The organism is Arthrobacter sp. Y81 (assembly GCF_002929335.1).
In the GTDB taxonomy this organism is placed as follows: Bacteria; Actinomycetota; Actinomycetes; order Actinomycetales; family Micrococcaceae; genus Arthrobacter.
Window position 1 is genome coordinate 43750 of record NZ_PJIL01000020.1, and the last position, 23995, is coordinate 67744.

The following is a 23995-nucleotide window of genomic DNA, read 5'->3' on the forward strand; positions in this document are numbered from 1 at the left end:
CCCTTTGGGGAAAGCGTTCGGGATGTTTGGGGTCTCTGCCTTGTTCGCGCCAGTACTCATCCCGCTGCCACCGTGAAAAGCGGGTCGCCCAGACCCCAAGGACGATGGCACCGACAAGCAGGAAAGCCGTCTTGGCTACCTGCCAAGCTAACGAGTCGAACGGGAGAAGTTGTAGGACCAACGAGACCACGGTGAACGGAACTGCAAAGTAGGCAATGCGTGCGAGCCTGCGCCTCACTTCGGGACTGGCCCGGGTCGACGACTTGCCCCTGACTGGCTTCTCCGGCGGTTGCGATGGCATGAACGAACTGAATCACGGACAGCCGGAACGCGCTAGTGCCGAACAGAATTGTCCCCGTACCCCTTCGAGGCTTTCCTTTACTGCGCCGAGCGACCGCTTCTCCCGAGGCATCCTCTCGAAACTGACCGGTCAGGGTTGGGCTATCGGACAGTTTGGCGCCGTGTCAAGATAAGGCCATGCGCATTGAAGAGTGGTGGCCAAGGGTGGACCCGTCAACGCAGCAATGGTTGATCAACAACAACGGTGACGTTGTGCCGCCGAACATTCTGGATCAGATCACGGCTGTGGCAGGCGCACCCACGGCAGATGCTTCCTGGGTTGGGGAAACCGCTCCGGAAGGATTCTTCCTCTCGGATGAGGCAATCGACTGGATCGAGGAAACGGCAAACGATGAGGTTTCTGAGGACGAGTAGATGATCCGCGCCGGTTCAACCGGTCGCGGGACTGCTTACAGGCACGCCGGCTCCTAACGGCTTCCTCGAAGGGACACCCGCCATTTACCGCCACATACCGCCGCGATTCACACATCGAATCCGTTGAACAAGTCGGTTGGTTTGTAGCGAATACGGTCGATATCTTTAGTCCTCCTCTTTACGTCTGTCATGTAGTGCACGGGGGTTTGGGGTTCTGGTTGCTGCGTTGTGGATGGGTTAGCGTCTTGTCCGTCCACTAGGCAGCTGACGGGAGCGGCGATGCGGGTATCGAAGGTTTTGGATCCGGAAAGCAATGCGGTGTCGTTCACGCTGATCGGCGCGACCGGCGTGGTCGAACCGGCGGAGCGGTATCTGCGGTATTTGGCCGAGACCGAGCGGTCACCGAACACGATGAAGGCCCATGCCCACGATTTGAAGGACTGGTTCGTTTTCCTGGACGAATACGGACGTGACTGGCAGTCGGTGAAGCTGGAAGACGTGGGGGCCTTCATCCGGTGGCTGCGGCGTCCGCCTGATATGCGTGGCCAGGTCTTCTCTGTGCTTCCGGCCATCGGGCACCATTGCGGTGAGGCAACGGTGAACCGCAAGCTTTCCACCGTATCGATCTTCTATCAGAATGCCGCCCGCCATGGCCTCGACTTGGGCGAGCTGATCACGTGCTGGGACCCGTCCGCACGCCAGGGAGGATGGAAACCCTTCCTGCACCACATCAGCAAGGGTGCCGCGAAACAGCGGCCGGGTGGTGAAGCTTCCCGTGACGGCAAGGATTCCCCGCCTGCTGGCCCCAGATGAGGTCCAAAGCATCCTGGATTCGTGCGGGCACCTCCGGGACCGGCTGCTGTTTGCACTGCTCCATGACGCCGGTATTCGCGTCGGTGAAGCCCTGGGGCTCCGGCATGAGGACATCGCCGTCGCCGAACGGGAAATCACGGTCCGCCGGCGTGACAACTCCAATGGTGCGCGCGCAAAGTCGCCTCATTCGCGCACAGTCCCCGTCACCGCCGAACTGATCCGGCTGTATGCCGACTACCTCGACGTCGAATACGGTGACCTGGATTCCGACTACGTCTTCGTCAACCTGTGGGGCCGACCCCACGGGGAAGCGATGACATATGCCGCCGTCCATGATCTGGTGCGGCGGCTCCGGCGGCAGACGGGCATCGGGTTTGACCCGCACTGGTTCCGGCACACCTATGCCACCCGGATGCTTCGGGAGAACGTCCCGGTCGAGGTGGTCTCCAAACTGTTGGGCCATGCGAGCCTGACGACGACGGTCAAAACCTACGCCCATATCACCAGCGATGATGCCCGCCGCGCACTGGCCGATGCCGGCTGGTTCGCCACCAGGACGGTGACGATATGACCACCCTGCATCCTCTGCCCTCACGAAACGACCCGGCAGCGGCCCCCGGCGCGGACAGCAGCATCGACCCGCCGCCGGTCCGGACGGGCCCCATGGGGAAGACCGGGGCGGGCGCCGCGCCGTGGGATACCGAGTTTCCCAAGGATGTCTGGCATGCCAGGGCCCTCGGTATCAACGCCCGCAGCCAAGTCACGGTCCACTTCGAAAACATCACGCGGCCCTGGTTAAAGCAGCTGGCCAAACGATGGGCCCGCTGGCGGCTGACGACCGGGTTAACGATTGAATCCGCGGTGCTGGGAACCAAAGCCGTGGAAAGCTTCAACGCCTTTCTTGATTCAACGAGGATCCCGGTCACCGGCACCGCCGATATAGACCGGGAGCTAATCGAAGGGTTCCTGGCATACCTGCATACCCACAGCGCAGGAGCTCCATCGCACCGGATCCGGATCGGCCAGTTCAACACATTTCTCCTCACCATGCGCCGCCACGGATGGGTGACCGACTTGCCCAGTACAGCCCAGATTTACACCGAGGACTATCCCAAAGAGACGGTCCGACAACCCCGGGCACTGAGTGAACACGTCATGGCCCAGCTGGAAAACCCGGAAAATCTCGCCAAAATGGCCAGCCCGCATCACCGGCTGATCACTCTGATTCTGATCCGGTGCGGGCTGCGGATCAGCGACACCGTGGCCCTGACCCAGGACTGCATCACCCGGGACAAGGACGGTGCCCCGTATCTGCGGTATCTGAACCACAAGATGAAACGCGAGGCGCTCGTCCCCATCGATGAGGAACTCGAACGGGCCATCGCGGAGCAGATCATCTACGTCAACGGCACGAGCAATTCCGGGACACGCCTGCTTTTCGCCCATGACATGGTGGACGTTTACGGCGCCGGACACATCAGCGCAGGCTCATATAGCACCGCTCTTCGGCGATGGGTTAGAGACTGCAACGTCACCGATGAAAACGGCAACCCTGCCGTTGTCAGCCCGCACCGTTTCCGTCACACCCTGGGCACCAGACTGATCAACCTCGACGTCCCGCAGGAAGTCGTGCGCAGGATCCTGGACCACGACTCCCACCAGATGACCGCCCACTACGCCAGACTCAGCGATACAACCATCCGGCGGCACTGGGAAGCCGCACGGAAAGTCAACGCATCCGGCAGCGTCGTCGAACTTGACCCCGACGGCCCCCTCGCCGAGGCCGCCTGGTCCAAACAGCGTCTCGGCAGGGCAACCCAAGCGCTCCCCAACGGCTACTGCGGTCTCCCGGTGCAAAAGACCTGCCCGCATGCCAACGCGTGCCTGACCTGTCCCATGTTCATCACCACAGCAGACTTCCTCCCGCAACACCGCGAACACCGCACACAGGTCGTTCAAATCATCTCCGCGGCTGAAGCCCGGGGCCAGCAGCGGCTGGCCGAAATGAACACCCAGGTACTAGGCAACCTGGACCGCATCATCCAAACTCTCGACACCGAAACGCACACAAACCCTGACCATCAACACGAGGAGGACAGCCGTGCGGGCAGATAACAGCCACCACATCCGGCGGGCCGCCGAACGCCGGCATGAACTCACCCGCTCCAAAGCTGTAGCGGCACTGCGTGAACTAGAAAAGGAGGGAGGAGCCGTCACCTTCGAAGCCGTAGCGGCTGCCGCCGGGGTATCCCGGTCCTGGCTCTACACCCAGGCCGACCTGCGCGCCGTCATCATCGGTCTGCGCCATGAGGGCCGGCCCCGGCAGCCTCGCACAAGCCGAAGCAGCGCCAGCACGGAGTCACTCCGCGCCAGGCTCAGCGCATCCCTAGAACGGAACCGCGCGCTCTCCACGGAAATCGAACACCTCAGACACCAGCTGGCCCTCGCCTTGGGACACTCGCGGCGACGGAACGCCAGCGGGACCCAAGGGAACCCGATGCGGGCTGCTCCTCAGGCATCCTCTGCGGGATATATCAGTAGTGGTGGCGTGCAGTGATGCTTTATTGAGCACATTCACCTGAGGGCAGCGGTTTGATTGATTGGCACCCGCTAGGACAACCAGAACGGTACCCATTCGCTATTTGTCATTCTTCAAGGTTGTGGTATTGCCGTGTTTCAAGGAGCCATATGTCGAAATCCTCCGGCGACTGCAGCGCCTGAGCGGTGATGGCAGGTTTTTCGGGAAGCCCAAGGTGTTGCATGGTGGCTTTCATATGGCGTTTGATCACCGGTAGCGCTGAGCACATTAGTGCCCCAGACGTAATAAGCACCGCGAGCACCAGAGGAACGGTGACTTCGGCAGCCGCCCCAGACCATATGACAGGGGCGAACACTGCACAGCCAAGTACTGCGGTCAGCCATCCCAACTTGAAGCGCACCCAAGTCTCGGCATTCAGACGCAGCCCCGTCTCGCCGATCCTGGACTCCCAAAGAGGCGCCAGTTTCCTGACCCGCCGGTCCACCATCCGCTCGTACAGGCTGCTCGGAGTCATTTGCACTGCGTGCTCACCTCGCCGGTTCCCATATAGTCCAAAGTATCCAAGGCAAACCCGCCTGTGAGCATTGTGCCCATAGTCTCATATCCGAGACCCTCCTTCCCTGCCAAGGCCGCGACTTTGCCAGCACCGCTGAAGGCCAAGAATGCGCTGCTAAGAATCACACCGCCGCACGACCAGTTGAGGGCTGCAGCCATTCAGAAACCAAGGAAGCGTCATCGGAAGCATCTCGAGTGCATCACGATTCTCAGTCTGGTCCTCGGGGACGCAGTGCGGTCGGAGATGCGTCGTGGACACTTTCCACATCGAATGCGCCCCGCTTTCCCAAGGCATCGAAGGAGGAAGACTAAAGATATCGACCGTATTTGGAAATGCTAGATCGGCTTTGCCGCGGACCGGAGCGCTGCCACGACGGGCGCGGTTCCGTCTTCCGTTGAGAGGGCTGCCGACAGTTGACGTGCGCGTGCGGCGTAGTCCGGCGTCGCCATCGCCTGCGTGATGGCGGAGACCAGCCGTTCCTTGGTGAGTTCCCTGTAACGGATTGGTTGCGGGCCCGCGCCGAGGGATGCGATCCGGGCGGCCCAGAACGCTTGGTCCGTATATATCGGCACGCCGACCGTCGGCACACCGGCGCGCAGCCCCGCCGCAGAGGTCCCCGCTCCGGCATGGTGGACCACCGCAGCCATCTGCGGGAACAGCCATTCATGCGGAACGGCTCCGATACTGATGGCGCCGGGCCCTGAGACACCCTGCACGCCTTGCAGCACCGCGCGCGCACCCGCGCGGTGCGCGGCGTCGAGCATGAAGTCGGCGTCCAGGGCCGCGCTGCTACCAAACCCGATGAAGACCGGGGGCGGTCCGTCCGCGAGGAATTCGACCAGCTCCGCAGGTGGCTGCCAGCCCGGCTCGGCTTCTGGCCACCAGTAGCCAGTCATGGCGAGTCCGGATCGCCAGTCCGCCGGACGCGGAAATACGGTGGGACTCATGCCGTGGAGAACAGGACGGTTGGCATTCCTTCGGGCCCGCTCGGACGCGGACCGGGCCTTTTTAGTCAAGCCGAGCACCTGGCGGATGCGGGCGCTCGGGGCGTCATAGGGCGCCTTCCCCGCGGATATCAGTGAACCGAGCAGCTTGTTTCCGGCCGGACCCAGGCTACGGGCGGTCCCCAGAACCACAGGCGGGTAGGCAGCGCTCGATTCGGTCGGCTGCAGATGGGCGCCGATGGCGGGGATGCCAAGTGCCTCGGCCACGTCATAGGCAAACGGGGCGACCGCGTTAGCCAGGATCACGTCGGCGCCGGCCTCGGCCGCGGCAAGTGTGCCGGTTGCGGCCAGATCGAAGTAGTCACCGAGTTCACGCATATAGCTGCGCAGATCCGCGCCCGTGGCCTTCTTCCCGGGCGCGGCGGGGCTGACGAGGTGGCTCATGTCACCGGGCAGTTCGCGGTGCTCGCACCCCGCCGTGGTGACCAGATGGGCATAGGCAGTATTGGCTGCGATTGCGACATCAAAACCTAAGGTCCGAAGTCTGCTGCCGAGCCCGGCCATCGGCGCGACATCGCCTCGGGTCCCTGGCGTAATCATGAGTACTCGCATGCCATTTCTCATTCCGCCTGATTGCGATCACTGTTCGCAATCAAGAATATAGTCAAATGGGTGCGGAACCTAACCCAAGCGGCCAGACGAAAGGCGGAACAGGTATGCCCTCTCGTGACCCCATTGACGTCTGGCGGCGGCCGGAGCGTTCCGGCGTCGGGCCGAAACCGGAGCACTCGCGCGCGGGGATTGCCGCGGCGGCGATCGATATCGCCGACCGGGACGGCCTGGCGGCGGTGTCCATCCGACGCGTGGCCGCCGGCGTCGGGGCCGGCGCAGCGTCCCTGTACCGGTATCTGAAATCCCACGACGAGCTCATCGAACTCATTGTTGACACGGTCAGTGGTGAATACGACCTTGACCCCTCCGATGAACCACCACCGATCCAGCTGCTGAACCTGGCACGGCAAGGCCGGGCCATCATGCACCGGCACCCGTGGCTGGCTCCGCTGCTACTGACCCGGCCCTCAATGGGACCCAACGCTCTCGGATATCTGGAGCATGCCTTGTCCGCACTGGAAACGCTGGACATGCCCGGCCCCGCAAAGCTGCAGACCGTGGCCATGATCACGGCCATCACCTCCGCATTCGTACAAAATGAGCTGGCAGCAGCCAACAGCTCCGGGACGGGCCCCGGCGCGGCGAACGTGCGCCTGCAGTACCTCTCCGATGTAGTCCAGTCCGGGAAGTACCCGCTGCTGGCCGGCGCAATCACCGGGCAGCAGGACCCCGAGAGACCGGAAGAAGTGTTTACCAGCGTCATCACCAGCTACCTGGCAGGCGCGGGCCTTCCGGTCGCCGCCGGTTCCGCCTGAGGGAACCTGAACCGCCAAACCGAGCTGTGAAAAGACCGCCATTCTGAACGAACAGACACATGCGTACATAGGGGTGATCAGTGCCGGTGCTTGTTCAGTCGAGTCCCGGCTCGCCACTGGAGCTAATCGGTCCGCCTTGGTAGCTTGAACGCATGGCCATCAAACTTGAGAACGTCGGTATCGCCGTTCGCGACCTCGAAGCAACAATCGCCTTTTTCACCGACCTCGGGCTCACGGTCGTGGGCCGTGACACGGTCAGCGGGGAGTGGACCGACACTGCCGTCGGACTTGATGGCAACCACGCCAAAATTGCGATGCTCGAAACCCCAGACGGTAATGGTCGACTTGAGCTCTTCGAATACATCCACCCCAAAGCGATCGAGTCCAACCCAACTCGTCCCAACGACATCGGCATGCACCGCGTGGCCTTCTCGGTCGACGACATCGACAAAGCCCTTGAGGTAGCTGCGAAGCACGGATGCCATCCGCTACGCGGCGTGGCGACCTATGGCGACGTCTACAAACTCACGTACCTCCGCGGCCCCAGCGGAATCCTCGTGATGCTCGCCGAGAAACTGCAGAAAGACTGACACCCGGATCGGCCCAATTAGCCTGTGTTGCTAGGCCTCAGGCCGTAAGACTGTCCAAGAGGCCATCACCTACCGCTGTCGTCAACATTTGAGGCGATCCCCTCTCTGAGCCGACCGGCATCTCCCGGGAATATCGACGGTCCCCGAAGACGATGTCGCGGAGGACGAACAGGGTTCAGCGATCGCCGAACGCCTCGATCGCCGCGTTGATCGGGCACCCCGACCGCGGCTCACCCGCTTCGTCCATAGTGCTTGCAATCTACTACCGCCAGCTAATACCGTCTCGACAAGCGGTTCGAAACCACAAGCGGAAGGTATTTCATGCTGAAGGAAGTGGCTGAGGGCGTTCTAGTTCACGAGAGCGAGTTCATCCAGAGTAATTCCATTGTCGTGCAGGGCCGGGACGGCGTGTTGCTCATCGACCCCGGTATAACGGGCGACGAAATGGCGACCCTCGCGAACGACCTTCACGAGTTGGGCCAGCCCGTCGTGGCAGGCTTCTCGACGCATTCTGATTGGGACCACGTGCTCTGGCACGCGAACTTCGGCGACGTACCCCGTTACGGTACAGCTCGCTGCGCGGCCACTATCCAAGATCTGCTGTCGAACGCGGACTGGAAGGCTCGCATAGCCGTGGGGCTCCCGCCGGAGTACGCCGTGGAGATCCCGATGGATCTGCTGGGTCTCATTACCGGTCTGCCCGCCGAAGCTGCGCAGATTCCTTGGGATGGCCCCAAAGTCCGGATCATCGAGCATCAGGCCCATGCCCCAGGCCATGCGGCTCTGCTAATTGAGGAGCGCGGCGTCCTCGTCGCCGGCGACATGCTTTCTGACATCCTGATGCCGTTCCTCGACCTAGGGGCCGCGAATCCGATCGAGGACTACCTCGCCGCTTTGCGGCTGCTCGAGAGCGTGGCCGACGACGTTGATGCCGTCATCCCCGGTCACGGCTCAGTCGGCGGAGCCGAGCAGGTACGAGCACGAATCAAACAGGATCGCGCGTACGTCCAGGCACTGCGCGACGGCGGTGTTCCCGACGACCCGCGGGTCGGTCCATCGGCCACGTTGGATTGGCTGCCCGACGTGCACAGATGGCAACTCCAGCGTCTGGCCCAAAGAGAGCAGAACGAGACGCCCGGCTAGCGATCCCCAAACACGCCTGGACGCAGGCCGACGTGGCACCGCGCGTGGGCGTTTCCCGGCAGACGATCAACGCAATCGAGACTGGGAAGTTCGATCCGAGCCTTCCTGTCGCCTTCCGCCTCGCCCGGCTGTTCGACCTGAAGATCGAGGAGCTATTCCTCGACGAGCAGTGAGAGGCATCCCGATCCCGGCGAGACAATGCTGCGGCTGCTGGTCGGCACGGGTTACGGAGAATCAATGCAAAGGTTGCAGTCCCCCGGGCTGGCCAATCTGGCGACTTTGCACTCTTTTGTCGAACTGCCAGTCTTCGGCCCGGTCGGGTTCGGTATCGTCCACTCGATAGCTATTCAAGAGCGTTGTAGCATTTAGTTGCGAAGGCCCGCCTGTCCCCCATAGGCGGGCCTTCGTTATACCTCGGCCCCGATCTCTCCTGTCTCACGCATCAGCCGACGGAGGTGATGGACTATGCCTTATGACACTAAATCGAAACCCGATGGTTGATTCGTTCCTTGAGACGCTGGACCATCCATTGAAGCCTGTGATCGAGCGCCTGCGGTTGGCTGTCCTCGACGCGGATGATGCGATGTCGGAGCGTATCAAATGGAGGGCACCAAGCTTCTGCTTCAATTCTGTTGATCGGGTCACGTTTAATTTGCGGCCGCTTCATCACGTTCAGCTAATTTTTCACCGCGGCGCAAAGACCATCGAGGATGACTTTCATTTTGACACCGCCAAGTGGACCGGGCTGCTGGAAATGATCGGGCAAGACCGCGGCCAAGTGATCTTTCCAAGCGCTGAGGTCGCCACGGCAAGGCAGGACGAATTCGTTGCGCTTGTCCGGGAATGGGTTCGAGCATAAGTCGACAACCGGACACCGGGCTGGAGTCTAGGTTCGGCTAGACGTCCCCAAGTGTCAGCGCCGGCGGCGAACTTCCGTCAACGTCCAGTACGCCGAACTCCTTCGCTACCGCGGCAGCGACCAGCACCTGGCCCGTCCGCGCCATCAGGTTCGGATCGTGGAAAAGCGCGTTGACGACGCGGCCGATGAACTCAGGGCTCTCACTGGTCGAGAGATCGAACATGCCACTTTTCGCCGCTGCCAGAACGGACTCGGTTCGAACCAGACCGGGGTAGAGCGAGATTACGGGGATACCGAACGGTCTCAGCTCGACGGCCATGTCCGATGTCATCTTGTCCGTCGCCGCTTTTGCGATGCCGTAGATCGTGTTGCCGAGGTGACGCTGCGCCGCCCAGAAGCTGATGTTGATGATCAGGCCGCGGTGGCGCGGCGTCATCATTCGTGCCGCGTGCGCCGAACACACAAATGCCGCGCGCACGCCGGCGTCCATCATGCCGGTCCAGCGATGCGGCGGTTGCTCCCAAAACGGCGCAGCCCAAGTGAACGCGCCGCCTTCGACCATCTTCTCGTAGCCGCCCCACGCGCAATTGACGAGGAGATCGAGGCTGCCGCACTCGGACCGGATCGCCTCAAACACGGCTGCCGTCTCTTCGTCCTGGAGATGGTCGCAGCGCAGGCGCCGTATCTCCCGCGGCAGGTCCGCCTGCTCGATCGAGCGGCCCGAGCCGTAAACGCGAAACCCCGCCGCCAGAAGGCCAAGTGCGATACCGCGGCCGACGCCTCGGCTCGCGCCGGTAACGAGCGCCACGTTTTCCGTCTGCGCTTCCCTGCGTTCGCCATCGTTGATCATGCCAAGCGGCCCCGATTGCCTTCCGTTCCGCGACCTCATGATACGCCGGAGCCGGCACCTTGGACCAGCAGCGCAAGCATCACCCAGGCTGGCTCCGTGGCCCCAGCATTTGTGGCCTTCGGGGCGCTGGCCTCCGTGTCGGAGCTCATGTCGCAGTACGGGTATGCGGCATCGCAGAATGCCGGTTGAAGCAACCGGATACTCTCCAGGGGGGAATGGTCATGTGGGAATGGATCAGGTACCGGGCGCTCATCCTGGCCGCGGTGCCGTTCGTCCTTGCCGGTTCCCTCTGGTTGCTGTTCGAGAATGCTGGCGGGTGGGACAAACTGGGGTTCCTTTTCATACTCATCGTGGCGATGGCGCTATTGGAATCATCCAGTCTCTTTGGTTCTAGAGCGCCAGTGCCACGATCATGATTTTTCGCCACCGTTAGGGGTTGTGGGGATGACGAGTTGCTGGGTCGCACGTGTCATCGCGACATAGCGGTCGACCGCTCCTTCGATCCCCGTGCCGAACCCCTCCGGGTCGACGAGGACCACCAGGTCGAACTCGAGCACCTTCGACAGCTCCGGGGTCAGCCACCTGACGCGGGACGTTGCCCCGAACGAGCCATCCCCGACGTCACCCGTGCCAATGACGCAGGCGATCCCGTCAGCATGCGCGGCGAGCCAGGTGTCCAGGATCGAGTTCAGCTCCAGCGTCGATCCGTGGACGACGGGCATGCCGCCGCTGCGGATGGACGTCGGCACGTTGGCGTCCGGGATCACGGCCCGGATGACCGGCTCGGCTCCCGCCACGATCTCCTCCGGCGTTCGGTAGTTGATACTGAGGGCCGCCAGGTTCACGTTGGTCAGCCCGAGCCGCCCGAGCCGTTCCAGCCACGACTCCGCGAACCCGTGCCTGGCCTGGGCGCGGTCCCCGACGATGGTGAAGCTCCGCGACGGGCAGCGGAGCAGCAGCATCTGCCACTCCGCATCGGTCAGCTCCTGCGCCTCGTCCACGACGACGTGGGCGAACGGGCCGGCCAGCGTGTCCGGGTCGGCGGTCGGCAACGCGTCCTCGTCGACCAGCTTGTCCTGCATGTCCTGCCCGCGCAGCATCGACATCACCATCAGTTCGGAGTCGTCTGCCGCAATCAGGTCGTCAACCACCCTGTCCATGAGCTCACGCTCTGCAGCCAGGGCGGCGTTCTGCCGACGCACGCGTCGCGACACCTCGGGGTCGCCGAGCCGTTGCCGGGCCGCGTCCAGGAGCGGTAGGTCGGGTGCGGTCCAGGCCTTGGGATTCGGGCGCTGCAACTTCCTGACCTCTGCAGCGTTCAGCCAGGGCGCACACAGGCGCAGGTACGCGGGCACTGACCAAAGATCACTGACCACGTCGGTGTAGTCGAGCAGCGGCCACGCTCGGCTGAATGTCTCCACCAACTCCGCATTCTCGGTGAGAGCCCGGCGGAGCACGCCTTCCGGGACGTCGCCGCCGTCGAACTTGTCCACGAGGATGGTGAGCAGCTCCTCCCAGACCTCGTCCCGTGCCTCGTTGTGCGGGGTGCCGGACACCGGCGCTTCAAACGCCTCGGCCCACTCGTCAGCAGGTCTGCACTCCTTCCTCTCCCAGGCTGGGGAGGACATCGGCGACGTAGGCCAGGTAGGGCCGGTGTGGACCAACGAACAGGACGCCGCCCCGGCGGTGACCAAGGCGCGGGTCGGAGTAGAGGAGGTAGGCGGAGCGGTGCAGCGCGACGACGGTCTTGCCTGTGCCCGGACCGCCGTCGACGACCAGGGCACCGCGCGATGACGCCCGGATGATGGCATCCTGGTCCGCCTGGATGGTGGCGAGAACGTCTTGCATCCGAGCAGACCGGCTGCTCCCCAGACTGGCCATAAAAGCGGAAAGGTCCTCCAGGGACGCCTGCCCCTCAAAACCGTCCGAGGTGAATACCTCGTCCCAGTAGTCACTGATTCGGCCGCGGGTCCAGCGATATCTGCGGCGCTGTGCCAGCCCCATCGGGTTGGCGTTCGTCGCTCCGAAGAACGGCTCAGCCGCGGGCGAGCGCCAGTCGACGAGCAGCCGACGGCCCTCGCTGTCCGTGAGGCCAAGACGTCCGATGTACACGGGTTCGGGGTTGTCAGCACTGACGATGCGTCCGAGGCACAGGTCCAAACCGAAGCGACGCAGGGCGCGCAGGCGAGAGGTCAGCCGGCGGATCTCCACGTCCCGCTCCAGCGCCTCCTGGCCCGTGCGGCCGGGCGCCCTGCGTGCGGCACCGAGACGGTCGGACAGCTCGGCGATCGACTGCCCGAGGCTCTCCGCGATGGCCGCGAAATGCTGCTCGTCACCGGCAATCAGCTTCGGATCGGCCTTGGGCATGAGGTGGGCGGGCAGGTTGAACGCGCTCGTGGTCAGGGGCACGTCATCAGTTCCTTTCTGGGCTGAGCGATCTGCCGAACCAGTTGGAGAGCGCTTCTCGTAGCGCGGGCGCGGCGGTCTAGGTGGATGCACATGTCGCTACCCCAATTCCGTAGGTCCTGACTTCGGCTCTCAATTCTGCGGCCCAACCCGGGTCTTGCGGCAAGCCCCCCGGTGCCCTATAGATTGAAAGTGAGGAGGAATGTGTTGCAGTAGGGGTCATATGAGACGCCGCTGGCATCCGATGAGTATTCGCCAGATCATTGCGTTTTCGCTCACGATTGCTGTTGCCCTCGTGGCACTGCTGGTTCCCCTGTACGTCAACGTAAGACTGACAAACGACGGGCCAGACCAGGTCACTACCTCGACCCTGTTTGAGACTGCAGGGCCCTCCGTCTTCGTGCCGTTGCTCATCCCCGTGGCCCTAACCGGGCTACCTCTTGTGCTAACGGGACGCGCACAACAATATGCGTCAGTCGCGACCACCGTCGCACTTGCCATCTTCACCATCATTGCGTCTGCAACCATAGGTTGGCTCTACGTTCCGGCACTGGCCGCGGCGGTCGCCTCCGTAGTGGCCCGTCCGGAAAGTCGTGGAACACCAGACGGCGGTCCTGCGTAGCCGGCCCGTTCTGAGCACAGGACAGCTCATGTCCAAGAGTGACCCAGACGGGTAAAACAGGTAGCGGCCACTCAAGCCGGATCCGGGCGTTAGGCATACAGTTTTTGTGAGAGGTCGTTTCCTTAGGAACTGCTCTCGGCGGTAGCGGCGCCAGTGCCCGGAACAATGGTGACACCGGGCATTGGCGCGCTGGCCGGAAGACCGCGCGCCAGAGCCTGCGACAAGAGGGCCGCGGCGGTCCAGCGCATCGAGGCGATGGCATCTTCCCGGCTAAGGCCACCAACATCAGTCAGCCAGACCAGGGACTCGATTCCTATCGCACTTCGGATTGCCAGGACCAGCCGATGAATGTCCTGGTCCGTCATCTTCCCCTTGAGCGGTGCAAGCGCTTCGGAGATCCAGGCAATCGCCCGACCCTGCCGGAGAGGGAGGTCACGCCCTGCACCGCTCGTCGGTTCAAGCGAAAGCCGCAGCATGGTGCGTTGCTGGGATTCAGTTTCGACAATCATCCTGGTGAACTCCACCACCACCGCATCCAGCCGTTCCGCCGCGCCATCAGGCGGAGGCGCCGGCAACAGCGACGTCCGCGCGGTTTCCGGATGGGCCGCAGCCAGCAACGCCCGCTGCCCCGAGAAATAACGGTAGGCCGTGGCCCGCGCTATCCCGGCGGCCTGCGCCGCATCATCCACGGTCGGCGAAATACCGGACGCAACCAACGAGCGTGCCGCCGCAACCAAGGCATCCAGTGTGCGGCGCTTCTGGCCCGTCCGGCCAAAGTCCGCGTAAGGTCTTGACATACTTTTCATGATACCTGAGTCTTGTTATGGGACGTCTGTCTCATAAGTCTTCCTACCACGCATCGGGGCGAGAATCATGGAGACGAAAAAGGCCGCATCAGCAATCGTCAGGCAACCGGGGGAAGGGGCCAGGCGCTGGTTCTTCGGCGGCGGGATGCACACGTGGAAGGCGACCGAAGAAGACACCGCGGGAGCGTTCCTCCTCTTCGAAGACGAGATGTCCCTCAATAAAGTCACGCCCATGCATACGCATCCGGATTCCGATGAAACAATGTACGTCCTGGCCGGGGAGATCCTGATGAACATGGACGGAACCGAACACCGGGTCGCTGCCGGCGGAGTCACCATCGCACCGCGCGGCGTACCGCACGCATTCAAAGCCCTCCAGGACAAGACACGCGTACTTTGCCTGCACACCCCCGGCACGGCACAGGCGTTCTACGACGGCGCCAGCGAACCTCTCGAGCCCGGAAACGAGCCGGGGACGGTGAACTTTGACCGCATCCGCGAATCAGGACGGGTGAACGGCGGCATCGAGATCGTCGGCCCTCCCCCGTTTCCGGAAGCCCAGGGCTGAGGCCGGGGGCCTGCGTTAACTGCGGGAGCCAGCGCCGGCGTGGCGTGCGGCAAGGAAAGTTCCAGCGGTTGCCAGGACCGGCACAGTCAGGAACACAAGTGCTTCCACATGGGCCAGGCCGCCGGCGTTCATGTACGCCGTCATGCCGATCCACCAACAAAGAACCGAAACCAAGCCCGCGACGATGACTAGAAAGTCCCGCGTCGCCGGGCGATTCAACACGTGCAGGCTGGTGAGGCCACCGCGGCCGGCCGGCTCCGGGGCAAGGCGCCTGCTGTGACGCCCTGCGACGGAGCGGCGGTGGCTACCGTGGCTGCGAGTACTTGCCGAAACTTCCACAGCTGACGCGTTCCGACGCCGCAGCGAGCGGTAAATCGCGAGAGTCGCCAACATGGGAACACTGAGGAACAAGACGAATCCAGCTCCGCCGCTCGCCAGGCCACCGGCGTGTACAAAGGCCGTCATTCCGATCCACCAGGAAAGGCCTGTAGCGAAAGCACCTGTGAGGAGAAGGAGGTCCCGCATGCGGGGAACGTCGAACGAATCGAGGGTTTGTTTCGTCGTCATTATGACTCCTGAAGCGGATTACCCCATGAACTGCCTGCTAGCCATCACAGCATGAATCGGCACCTTTGGCGAGACCCGGGATCGAAGCCGGATACGAGTGTGGGGGATCAGCCGGCAGCTGCGCTGACCGCAATGAAGCCGCCTTGGGGGTCACCGATCACCGCGCTGCGAAATCCCGGCGTGTTCATCGGCGCCATCAGGAGGGTGCCGCCCAGCGCGACGGCGTGCTGGGCGACGGCGTCCGCGTCGCGGACAGCGAAATTGACGCTCCAATGGGGCGGGACCGCGACGCCGTCCGTCGCCGTCACGACGGCCACGACCCGGCCCGCGCGCCGCCACAGCGAGACGGCAGCGTTCGGCACCGGCTCGAGCTGCCAATCGAACATGGCGCCGTAGAACGCCTGGGCTCGTTCGATATCTGGCGTATGCAGCGAGCTCATTGCCCAGGAGTTCGGCTCATTCGCCAGCTCATCGCCGTCGCTCTCGCCGCCCTGCCACAGGCAGAACGGGACGCCGGTGGCGTCTGCCACCACAGCAAGGACGCCATCCGAACCGGTACCAAAGGGGCCTGCCAGGCACGCACCTCCCGCCTGCTCGGCGCGAGCCAGGGACTCCCCGACGTCGTCGACGCGCACGTGGGTGTTCCACATCGGCGGCGATGACGGCGGCGCTTGGCCGATCCCGGCCACCCGCCTCCCGCCGAGGCGCGCAGCGAAGTAGTCGCCGTCGAGGCCGGCCGGCATCGGGGTCGGATCGTCGAAAATCCAGCCGAAAAGCGGGCCGTAGAAGTCCACGGCGGCCCGGGGATCCGGCTGGAAAGTGTCGACCCTGCAGGGAGCGCCGACGGAACGGGTTTCACGGTTCGTCATTGAGGTGCCCTTCTGTTGCTGGAGAACTTCTTTACCTGCTGCCCTTGATCTTCCGCCAGCCGCCGGCGCGGTTGTTGGCGATGATTGCCCTGAACATTTCGCCGAGTGCCTGCCCATTCACAGCCTGGCCCTCGCGGAAGGCGACGGTGCGGGCTGTTTTGTTGTCGTGTCCGGCGGTGATGATGTTCTGCGGATCCGGGACGATGCCGCCGTCGTACAGGAAGACGTTGACGTGATCCTTCGCAGCGAGGAGCGCGCAGATGTTGCCGTCCAGGACGAAGTAGGGCTGCACGGAGCGTTTGATGACTTCCGAGACCTCGGGATCGGCGGCATGGACCAAGTCACGGACCCGTTGGCAGATCACCTGTTGCCACGCGGGGAGCGATCCTATGTAGTGGTCCACGCGAGCATCTTTGCTGTAGTCCATACCATCACATTCGCACACTGCCTAAACACAAGGGAACATCAATTCCCTGTTGAATGAGCGTCTTGATGCGGTTCAGGAGGGAGGCGTTTGGTGCGAGGATGGCGTGTGTTTTCCGTCAGCCTTGATGGCGGCCGGCTTACGACACGATGCGGCCTTGCTTCGCGCGTGCACGGTGTTTGCGGACGTTGTCACGGTTTGCGCAGCGCACGGAGCAGTAGCGCTGGCGGCCGTTGCGGGTGACATCGACGACGACTGCCCTGCACGGATCGCCTGCGGCGCATCGGCCGAGCCTATGAGCGCCGCGAGTGCTGAGGTGCAGTGCAGTTCCAACACTGATCACGGCGAGCAATACATGCGGAAGAGCCTGGTCGGGGTCGCGGTAGTGAAGATGCCATCCTTCGCCGTCGTGATCGGTGAGGCGCGGATAGGCGGCGGCAGCAGCCATCTGGGCGTTCAAGAGAGCGGCCCTGTTCCGTGGATCGTGTTCATCGACGACTGAGAGCCACGCGTCTATGACGTCGCGGGTTTGCTCATGATCGTCTCCGACGGAGAGCTTGTAGTCCATCGTCATACCGAACTCACGAGTCCGCTGCACGAGAGCGTCCCTATCGGCTGGCCAATCGTTGGCCAACGAGGCGGCGAGGAGTACTGCGTATTCACCGTAAGGGTTGAGATGCATAAGGCTATTACATCATTGTTGGAGCCATGACGATTTTTCCTTGGACTGCCGATCCGCAGACACGATATTTGTATCCCGCGAGCAGGGCGGTGCGCGCGTGATCGCGGCCACGGACTTCGGAACGGGGGTCTCGATGGCCGCGGCAAGCGGGATGGCCCTAACGGCACTCGGCATGGCACTCACGCCGGGCCCGAACATGGTCTACCTGGTCTCACGCAGTGTGAGTCAAGGACCAGTAGCGGGAATGATTTCTCTCGCCGGCACCTGCGCTGGCTTCCTCGTCTACATGACGATGGCGAACCTCGGGCTCGCGATGGTGTTCGTCGCGGTGCCGTGGCTTTTTGCCGGAATGAAAGCCGCAGGAGTCCTCTACTTGGCCTACCTCGCGTGGCAGGCACTTAAGCCCGGCGGTCGCGGCGTTTTCGAAGTTCGCGCAGTCCCTCGCGATTCCGCACGCAAGCTCTTCCGCATGGGCCTCCTCACGAACCTGCTGAACCCAAAAACAGCCTTGATGTATCTCGCGCTCATTCCGCAGTTCATCGACACGGGCCGGGGAGGAACAATGGTCCAGGGCTTCTCCCTCGGAGCGATCCAGGTTGCCCTGAGCATGTTTGTGAACGCACTGCTTGTCCTCGGTGCCGGGTCGATCTCTGCATTCCTCTCCGCCCGGCCGAGCTGGACGAAGTGGCAGCAACGCGTCACCGGCTCGGCGCTCGGCCTGGTGGCGGTCCTTCTCGCGCGGGAAGTACCGGAAAAGGCACACATATAGTGGTTCTGATGATGAGAGCTCGCCGAGCCTGCATGCCCACACCGCCGGCGCGGCCAGCCTAGCCTGTGCCGCCTGTGGCTGAGCGCACAACGCACCATTCGTTGCCTTCCGGATCCTGGAGCACTTGGAACGTGCCGACAGTATCTATGTGGATCATGCCGATCCTGACAGCTCCGAGGGCTTCAGCTGCGGCAGAGGCTGCCGGCACATCGTCCACGTGCACATCAATATGAAGGCGGTTCTTCCCTTGCTTGTTCTCTGGCACCCGCTGGAAGGCTAGGCGCGTCCATCCCGGCGGATCGATGAAGGACCACGCATCGCTTCGATGCACTGGTTCGCCACCGAGGACCGAGGACCAGAACTCCGCCAGTGTGGCAGGGTTTTGGCAATCCACTACGACTTCATCAACTCGTCCAATCATTTTCTGAGCGTACCGCCGTACCGCCGAACCTTCTGACGTGCGGCAGGAGGTCTCACTCGAATCGTGTGGCTGTGATTGCGGTGCCCGCACGGATGAGACTGAAGGTTGATCCGACGGCGGCCAGTGCCAGGACCAGGCTTAGGCCCAAGGCTGCGAAGTAATCGGTCGCCGGCCACGTCACCCGATAGGTGTCATTGATGCCGGTGACCATCAGCCAGGCCACGAGGAACCCGAGAGCTATGGAAAGCAGCAGCACGGTCAGGAGCGGGACGGCCGCCTCACGCGTGATAATCCGGCGCAGGACGGACACGGGCATCCCCATCAGCCGCATCAGGCCGAGGACTCGTTTTCGGTCCAACACTGCGGACGCGGTGGCGACGGCCAGGGAAAGCCCGGCGATGGCAATCGCCACGAACATGCCGAGGTACGCCAGCACCGCCAGGCCCTGAACCAGGCGGGCGGAGGACTGCAGTTTGATGTCCAGCGGGGAGGTGGCCGGGATGGCTGTGACGCCGGAACCGTCGAGTGCCGTCCTGGCGCGGTCCATGGCCTCGGGTGTCCCGTCCGCGGCGACCACAATGACGACCGGAACCAGTCCGTCGAGGTTCTGGGCGGGAGCCCGGGTCAGCACCAGTGGCTGCGTTGTCCAGTAGTGGAGGAATGACGAATCAACGGCGACGATCTCCGTTTCCGGGATGTCCTCGAATCCCAGGCCAGGAGCATCCTCGGCACGAAGGAAGATTTCAGGACCGGCGTCCCTTTGGTTAAGGGCTGCTGGTCCGTAGCCGATGGTCGCGCTCCGGATTCCCGGGAGTTGCCCGGCCCGCCGCGCGGCCTCCGCCACCTGGTCCTGGCTGGATCCGGCGGCCACCGTAGCGTGGAGGCTGGCGGGCTGGAGCAGACCGGGGCGGGCCGCGGGCGCCTCCGCTTCTTGAATGATGCTGGATGCCCCGGCGAAGACGGAGACGACGAACACTGCGATCACCAGGCCGGAAACGGAACGGAACGTCGCCACCGGTGTTCGTTGGATCCGGCTGGCGGCGATGACTGCTGCCGCGCTGCGTGCCTGGCGGAGCCCCATCCGGCTCACGAGCTGTGTCAGCCAGGGACCGACGACCACTATGCCCACGAGGGTCAGCGCGAATCCGCCGATGAGCAGCGGGGATTCAAGCCAAGGCACCCGTACTTCCAGGACACGGATGAGGAGAACCGCCGTGATCATGGCAGCCAGTCCGGCCAGCAGCGGCACCATCCGCCACGCGTTGGGTGTTCTTTCCTGCATGGCCCGTGTCACTCCCAGGGGACCAATGCCTTCCCGGGAAGTGCGGTAGGCGGCCACAAGGGACGATGCCGTCACAACCAGTACGACGACGGCGGTGGCCGCCTCCCAGCCCGTGGCCAGATCCGCTTCGAACATCCTGGTGCCGTTGACCGTTATCTGGGCGGTGGCCGGCCTCAGCACGGCGGCGAGCACTACGCCGAACACTGCCCCGATCAGACTGGGCACTGCGGTTTCGACGGCGGCGATGCGCGAGATCGTCCGTGGGGATGCGCCAATCAGCCGCAGGGTGGCGAAGCGTTCCCTGCGCTGAGCTGCTCCCAGGCCGGTGACGATGCTGATCAGCAGCAGTACGGGGAAGAAGACCGCGATGGCGCCGATGAGCAGGACGGTGCTGTACGCGGCCGCGCTGGCTCCGTAGGGATTGGTGGTGAACGCTGAGACCAGGAAAGCGTGCCCGCTCTGGCGGAGTTCCGTCTCCGTTGCTCCGGTGACGACGATGAGGGAGTCCGGGCCAGGCAGTGCAGCTTCGCCAATCGTGCCGACGAACTGCCCGAAACGGTCACCCAGCTGGTCCTGCGGCGTGGTTTCGATCAGGTGTTGGAGGGCCGGCGATGCGTAGTACTCGCCCGGCGCAGGCGGGCTGGCGATTCCGGGAATCTTGACCGTGGTCGAGCCGAGGGCTGCGAAGTCGCGGCGGTTGATCAGCTGGTCACGGAAGACCTCCACCGGGTTCGCCCTCATGAGTACGGTGGCCGCGGTCAGCGGAACCGGAGTGGCCGGTCCAGATGCGGTCGGATCGCCCGCCGTCGTCGGAATTGAGACCGAGGGGCTGCCGGTTTCGCGCAGCCAGGCACCGCGGTCGTCCCGGGCGTTGAGTCCGTTGGCGCCGCCCCACAGCAACAGCAGCAGGCAGACTCCGACGGCGACGCCGCCCGTGATTCCCGTTAGCCTGCCGTAGGAGGACCGGCTGCCGACCACGGCGAGTTTCAGCAACCCCCGGTTCACGGGGACACCCGGTAGCCGGCGCCGATCACGCCGTCGCGCACTATTACTTCCCTGTCCGCATAAGCGGCAGTGCGCGCGTCATGCGTGATCATAACCACCGTCGTGCCGAACTCCCGGACCAGTTCGAGCATGATGGTCAGGACGTTCTCGGATCCGAGGGAATCCAATGAGCCAGTGGGCTCATCGGCGAACAACACGGCGGGGGACGTCACCAGCGCACGTGCCACGGCGACGCGTTGTGCCTGGCCTCCGGACAGTTCACCCGGAAGCTTGGCGCCCAGCCCCTCGAGTCCCAGGCGGTCCAGCATGTCCGCCGACCGGCGTCGCGCCTCGGACCGCTTGGTTCCGCCCAGGAGCATCGGGATGCTGACGTTGTCCACGGCACTGAGCTCCGGCAACAACTGGCCGAATTGGAAGACGAACCCGAAATCGGTCAGCCGCAGCCGGGCCCGCTTCGGCTCGCTGAGGGCGCTGATCTCCACCGGCTGCCGCCCGGCGGAGGGACCGTAGGTCACGCTGCCCCTTGTCGGGACCAGAACACCGGCCAGGCAGTGCAGAAGGGTGGACTTGCCCGATCCGGAGGGACCCATGACAGCGAGGACTTCGCCGGGGTGGACGTCGAGGTCGATGCCGCGCAGCGCTTCCGTCTGGCCGAAGGAGTGACGAACCCCGCGGGCGCTGAGAATGGGTGACCGGGTATCAATCGTGCTCATGCGCCCTGGAGCTCCTTCTTGAGTTGGGCGAGGCGGGCCATGGTGAGGTCGATCCACCGCAGGTCTGCCTCGATGTGGAACAGGCCGTGGTCGCACATCAGCACATGCAGCAGGTCGGCGTCCTTCTTCAGCCGCGTCAGTTCACGCATCCTGGCCATATGCTCAGAACGCTGCACGTCCAGCAGCCGGTCGGCGTCATCGTCGATCAGCAGGGCCACAACGGTCTTGGCGAACAGCTCGCTCTGCAGGGCCTCGGACGGAGTGTCGGGGGTAAACAGCCACTGATGGACCCGTGCTTTGCCGGACGGAGTGACTTCGTATTTCTTGCGGTCCGGACCGCCGCCTGTCTCCTCGCCCAGTGCCCGGATCAGTTCATCCCGGACCATTCTGGCAAGGGTGGAATACACCTGGCCGAAGGCCAGAGCCTTCTGCGTTCCGAAATAGCGGTCGTACGAATGCTTGAGGTCGTAGCCGTAGCTGGGCTCCCGACTCAGCAGCCCCAGGAGGGTAAGTGTGTTGTTCACACCTCATCTATACACTCAGTACATAGTTGCGTCCAGCTCCGCCACGCATTCCGAGGGAATGCGCAACCTAATTCACAGGGGCAGCACCGGCAGCACCGGCCGAATCGACGGACCCTAGGGTCGTTCGTACCAATCGAGCACCCGCAACGCCCTGAGGGTGTTCCACCGGCTCGGGAGTCCGTCGCCATCCTCCATGGCGAAATGGATCCGGCCGGGATGGGAGTTCTCCAGAAGCCAGGTGCCATCAGGCTGCCGTTTCGAGCGCAACACCTCCACCGCCTCGGCGATGCGTTCGTCCGGTCGGTTGCCGGTGGCACGGAAGTAGTCGAGGCCGCGCAGTACGTCGTAAAACCAGCGTGTCGGGTACGAGAAGTCCAGCCAGTCGCTGTCGATCACTTCACCGGTGGTCCTGCGCCGGAGGAGCCCGCGCTCGAGCAGGTACTCCTCGGCGCGCTGCCGCGCCTTGAGCGAGGCGGGCGAGCCGCCGGTCGCTAGCTCGTACTCCAGAAGGCCTTCCAATACGTTGATCGTGGTCCCGAACGACGAACGTACGGAGCCTCGTTCCACCTCACAGTTCCACCCGCCGTCGGCGAGCTGCTCACCCAGCAACCGCGCCACCACGCCGTCGACATTCTCGCCGAAGTAGGCGCCGAGCGTCACGGCCATTCCGTTGACGCACGGCTCCACCTCCCCTTCGAAGAAAGGCTGGCCGCCTTCCTCCCAGCGGCTGTTGTCGCGGACGAGGGCGACGGCGTTGCGGGCCTCATCGCTGCGAGGGTCGAGCCCGAAGTCGCGCAGCAGCAACAGGCTGTACGTGGTTGCAGTCCAGGGCTGGCCGTCCTCGGAGTCGTCGAACGGCGACGGGAAATATGTGCCACCGTCCCATTGACCGTTTTTGTCCTGCAGCGCGAGCAGGCGGGCGCCCCAGCCTTCTGTGGCCACGCGCGCCCGTTCGGCCCGTACCTCCGGGGCCGGTGCGTCCGTGAGGTCGCGAAGGACCTGCCAGCGGATCGCAGGGTCAGAGTCGAGCAGCCAGTCGAGCACGTCCATCCGCAAAAGCTAACATGCCTGCGTTGGGGTTCGACAGAGAGCCCGGTGTCGCGGAGCTACTTCGCCAGCTTCGCCCGCTTCGACGTCCAGCCCTGATCGTGGAAACGCCCGAACCCGTCAAGGAGGAGGTCCAGCGCGAACTCGAACTCAAACTGATCGTCGCAGCCCTGCCCGACCACCGAGCCGTCGTCGTGTTTTGCCGCCATGGCGACTTCCAGAATGTTCGGATACCGCGTTGCCATCTCCTGGAACATGGCCGCCTGGGTTTCCGCCGTTACAGGGGCCGACGCCGCGTTGGCTGAGTCGTCGAACAGCTCCTGGGTAAATCCCCACATCCGGCTGCCGAGTGCATGCATGACGTGGTGGGTGAGATCCACGGAGAAGCCCCCGGCCAGGAACATCCCGATGAACGAGTCCACGTATCCCAGAACCGCCGGCGTCCTGTTGGTACGGGATTCGAGCACCTGGCGCACCCAAGGATGCCGCAGCAGCGACCTCCTCGCCGAGAGGATCCGCAGCCGGACCGCGTTCCTCCAGTCGGCACCGCTGACAGGAGGATCGATCTCGCCGACAATAACGCCCACCATGCCGTCAAGGAGTTCCTCTTTATTGGCGACGTGCTTGTAGAGCGCCATCGGCACCACGCCGAGCTCCTGCGCGAGCCGCCTCATGCTGAGTGATTCGATGCCCGCCTCATCGGCAAGTACGACGGCGGCACTCAGCACGCGGTCCCGGTTCAGCGGGGTCCGGCGTGTGGCTTCCTCCACTTGCTGAGTCATGCGGCCGCCTTTCGTTTTGCCGTTTCCTCCCGATAAGTGTACTCCGTACACCTGTCGGGACGCCGTCGTGGGC

At 63.7% G+C, this 23995-nt stretch carries 26 protein-coding genes and 1 pseudogene; 12 read left to right on the forward strand and 15 right to left on the reverse strand.

What is annotated here, in order from left to right:
- Positions 1-477: 477 nt before the first annotated feature.
- From CXQ91_RS20555 to CXQ91_RS20570, 5 genes are all read left to right on the forward strand, one after another.
- Positions 478-714 (forward strand): hypothetical protein, encoded by a 237-nt coding sequence (locus CXQ91_RS20555; protein WP_146072400.1) that lies wholly within the window; start codon positions 478-480, stop codon positions 712-714.
- Positions 715-993: 279 nt separating this feature from the next.
- Positions 994-1527, forward strand: coding sequence for a site-specific integrase (locus tag CXQ91_RS25430; protein WP_258074171.1), 534 nt, complete (start codon positions 994-996; stop codon positions 1525-1527).
- The gene (locus tag CXQ91_RS25435) at positions 1490-2098 is read left to right on the forward strand and encodes a tyrosine-type recombinase/integrase (protein WP_258074172.1); all 609 of its coding nucleotides are present in this window, start codon (positions 1490-1492) and stop codon (positions 2096-2098) included. Before CXQ91_RS25430 ends, CXQ91_RS25435 begins: the two co-directional genes overlap by 38 nt.
- Entirely contained in the window at positions 2095-3642 is a 1548-nt protein-coding gene (locus tag CXQ91_RS20565; RefSeq protein ID WP_258074173.1) for a site-specific integrase, read from the forward strand. Before CXQ91_RS25435 ends, CXQ91_RS20565 begins: the two co-directional genes overlap by 4 nt.
- On the forward strand, positions 3629-4084 hold the full coding sequence (locus tag CXQ91_RS20570; protein WP_258074174.1) for a DUF6262 family protein: 456 nt from the start codon (positions 3629-3631) through the stop codon (positions 4082-4084). Before CXQ91_RS20565 ends, CXQ91_RS20570 begins: the two co-directional genes overlap by 14 nt.
- Positions 4085-4172: 88 nt before the next feature.
- On the opposite strand, the gene CXQ91_RS20575 is transcribed toward CXQ91_RS20570, so the two are convergent.
- Both CXQ91_RS20575 and CXQ91_RS20585 read right to left on the reverse strand, forming a co-directional pair.
- Positions 4173-4580 carry a hypothetical protein gene (locus CXQ91_RS20575; RefSeq protein ID WP_104175741.1) on the reverse strand — a complete coding sequence of 136 codons (408 nt, stop codon included), beginning with the start codon at positions 4578-4580 and terminating at the stop codon, positions 4173-4175.
- Positions 4581-4957: 377 nt separating this feature from the next.
- Positions 4958-6178, reverse strand: coding sequence for a glycosyltransferase (locus CXQ91_RS20585; RefSeq protein WP_104175743.1), 1221 nt, complete (start codon positions 6176-6178; stop codon positions 4958-4960).
- A 104-nt stretch (positions 6179-6282) separates the two neighbouring features.
- On the opposite strand from CXQ91_RS20585, the gene CXQ91_RS20590 reads away from it, so the two are divergent.
- The 5 genes from CXQ91_RS20590 to CXQ91_RS20615 all read left to right on the forward strand — a co-directional run bounded on the left by CXQ91_RS20590 (position 6283) and on the right by CXQ91_RS20615 (position 9585).
- Entirely contained in the window at positions 6283-6993 is a 711-nt protein-coding gene (locus tag CXQ91_RS20590; RefSeq protein WP_181038979.1) for a TetR/AcrR family transcriptional regulator C-terminal domain-containing protein, read from the forward strand.
- A gap of 152 nt (positions 6994-7145) precedes the next feature.
- On the forward strand, positions 7146-7583 hold the full coding sequence (locus CXQ91_RS20595) for a VOC family protein (protein ID WP_104175745.1): 438 nt from the start codon (positions 7146-7148) through the stop codon (positions 7581-7583).
- 321 nt (positions 7584-7904) lie between these two features.
- A complete protein-coding gene (locus CXQ91_RS20605; RefSeq protein WP_104175746.1) occupies positions 7905-8726 on the forward strand; it encodes an MBL fold metallo-hydrolase in 822 nt (273 codons plus the stop codon).
- Entirely contained in the window at positions 8675-8899 is a 225-nt protein-coding gene (locus CXQ91_RS20610; RefSeq protein WP_104175747.1) for a helix-turn-helix transcriptional regulator, read from the forward strand. Before CXQ91_RS20605 ends, CXQ91_RS20610 begins: the two co-directional genes overlap by 52 nt.
- Before the next feature lie 320 nt (positions 8900-9219).
- Positions 9220-9585, forward strand: coding sequence for a DUF1801 domain-containing protein (locus CXQ91_RS20615; RefSeq protein WP_219816556.1), 366 nt, complete (start codon positions 9220-9222; stop codon positions 9583-9585).
- Between the two features lie 37 nt (positions 9586-9622).
- Here CXQ91_RS20615 and CXQ91_RS20620 read toward each other — a convergent pair whose 3' ends face one another.
- The 3 genes and pseudogenes from CXQ91_RS20620 to CXQ91_RS20640 all read right to left on the reverse strand — a co-directional run bounded on the left by CXQ91_RS20620 (position 9623) and on the right by CXQ91_RS20640 (position 14260).
- Positions 9623-10435: an SDR family NAD(P)-dependent oxidoreductase gene (locus tag CXQ91_RS20620; protein ID WP_104175749.1), complete on the reverse strand. Its 813-nt coding sequence runs from the start codon at positions 10433-10435 to the stop codon at positions 9623-9625.
- 410 nt (positions 10436-10845) lie between these two features.
- Positions 10846-12802, reverse strand: a pseudogene (locus CXQ91_RS20630) (HelD family protein).
- 783 nt (positions 12803-13585) lie between these two features.
- A complete protein-coding gene (locus tag CXQ91_RS20640) occupies positions 13586-14260 on the reverse strand; it encodes a TetR family transcriptional regulator (RefSeq protein WP_181038980.1) in 675 nt (224 codons plus the stop codon).
- Positions 14261-14336: 76 nt separating this feature from the next.
- Between CXQ91_RS20640 and CXQ91_RS20645 the strand changes: the two genes are divergently transcribed.
- Positions 14337-14837, forward strand: a complete 501-nt coding sequence (locus CXQ91_RS20645) for a cupin domain-containing protein (RefSeq protein ID WP_104175753.1) — start codon at positions 14337-14339, stop codon at positions 14835-14837.
- Positions 14838-14852: 15 nt separating this feature from the next.
- On the opposite strand, the gene CXQ91_RS20650 is transcribed toward CXQ91_RS20645, so the two are convergent.
- From CXQ91_RS20650 to CXQ91_RS20665, 4 genes are all read right to left on the reverse strand, one after another.
- On the reverse strand, positions 14853-15404 hold the full coding sequence (locus CXQ91_RS20650; RefSeq protein WP_104175754.1) for a hypothetical protein: 552 nt from the start codon (positions 15402-15404) through the stop codon (positions 14853-14855).
- Positions 15405-15511: 107 nt separating this feature from the next.
- Positions 15512-16273, reverse strand: coding sequence for a VOC family protein (locus tag CXQ91_RS20655; protein WP_104175755.1), 762 nt, complete (start codon positions 16271-16273; stop codon positions 15512-15514).
- Positions 16274-16304: 31 nt separating this feature from the next.
- Positions 16305-16700, reverse strand: coding sequence for a DUF1801 domain-containing protein (locus CXQ91_RS20660; RefSeq protein ID WP_104175756.1), 396 nt, complete (start codon positions 16698-16700; stop codon positions 16305-16307).
- Between the two features lie 136 nt (positions 16701-16836).
- Entirely contained in the window at positions 16837-17379 is a 543-nt protein-coding gene (locus CXQ91_RS20665; protein ID WP_104175757.1) for a CGNR zinc finger domain-containing protein, read from the reverse strand.
- 172 nt (positions 17380-17551) lie between these two features.
- Here CXQ91_RS20665 and CXQ91_RS20670 point away from each other — a divergent pair, with 172 nt between their 5' ends.
- On the forward strand, positions 17552-18148 hold the full coding sequence (locus CXQ91_RS20670) for a LysE family translocator (protein WP_258074180.1): 597 nt from the start codon (positions 17552-17554) through the stop codon (positions 18146-18148).
- A gap of 58 nt (positions 18149-18206) precedes the next feature.
- Here the strand turns inward: CXQ91_RS20670 and CXQ91_RS20675 are convergent, their stop codons facing one another.
- From CXQ91_RS20675 to CXQ91_RS20700, 6 genes are all read right to left on the reverse strand, one after another.
- On the reverse strand, positions 18207-18569 hold the full coding sequence (locus CXQ91_RS20675) for a VOC family protein (RefSeq protein WP_104175758.1): 363 nt from the start codon (positions 18567-18569) through the stop codon (positions 18207-18209).
- A 52-nt stretch (positions 18570-18621) separates the two neighbouring features.
- Positions 18622-20856 carry an ABC transporter permease gene (locus tag CXQ91_RS20680; RefSeq protein WP_104175759.1) on the reverse strand — a complete coding sequence of 745 codons (2235 nt, stop codon included), beginning with the start codon at positions 20854-20856 and terminating at the stop codon, positions 18622-18624.
- A complete protein-coding gene (locus CXQ91_RS20685) occupies positions 20853-21569 on the reverse strand; it encodes an ABC transporter ATP-binding protein (protein ID WP_104175760.1) in 717 nt (238 codons plus the stop codon). Before CXQ91_RS20685 ends, CXQ91_RS20680 begins: the two co-directional genes overlap by 4 nt.
- The gene (locus CXQ91_RS20690; RefSeq protein WP_104175761.1) at positions 21566-22093 is read right to left on the reverse strand and encodes a PadR family transcriptional regulator; all 528 of its coding nucleotides are present in this window, start codon (positions 22091-22093) and stop codon (positions 21566-21568) included. Before CXQ91_RS20690 ends, CXQ91_RS20685 begins: the two co-directional genes overlap by 4 nt.
- Before the next feature lie 114 nt (positions 22094-22207).
- Positions 22208-23143: a hypothetical protein gene (locus CXQ91_RS20695; RefSeq protein ID WP_104175762.1), complete on the reverse strand. Its 936-nt coding sequence runs from the start codon at positions 23141-23143 to the stop codon at positions 22208-22210.
- 56 nt (positions 23144-23199) lie between these two features.
- Complete coding sequence (locus tag CXQ91_RS20700; protein ID WP_104175763.1) at positions 23200-23922, reverse strand: TetR/AcrR family transcriptional regulator; 723 nt, start codon at positions 23920-23922, stop codon at positions 23200-23202.
- Positions 23923-23995 lie beyond the last annotated feature (73 nt).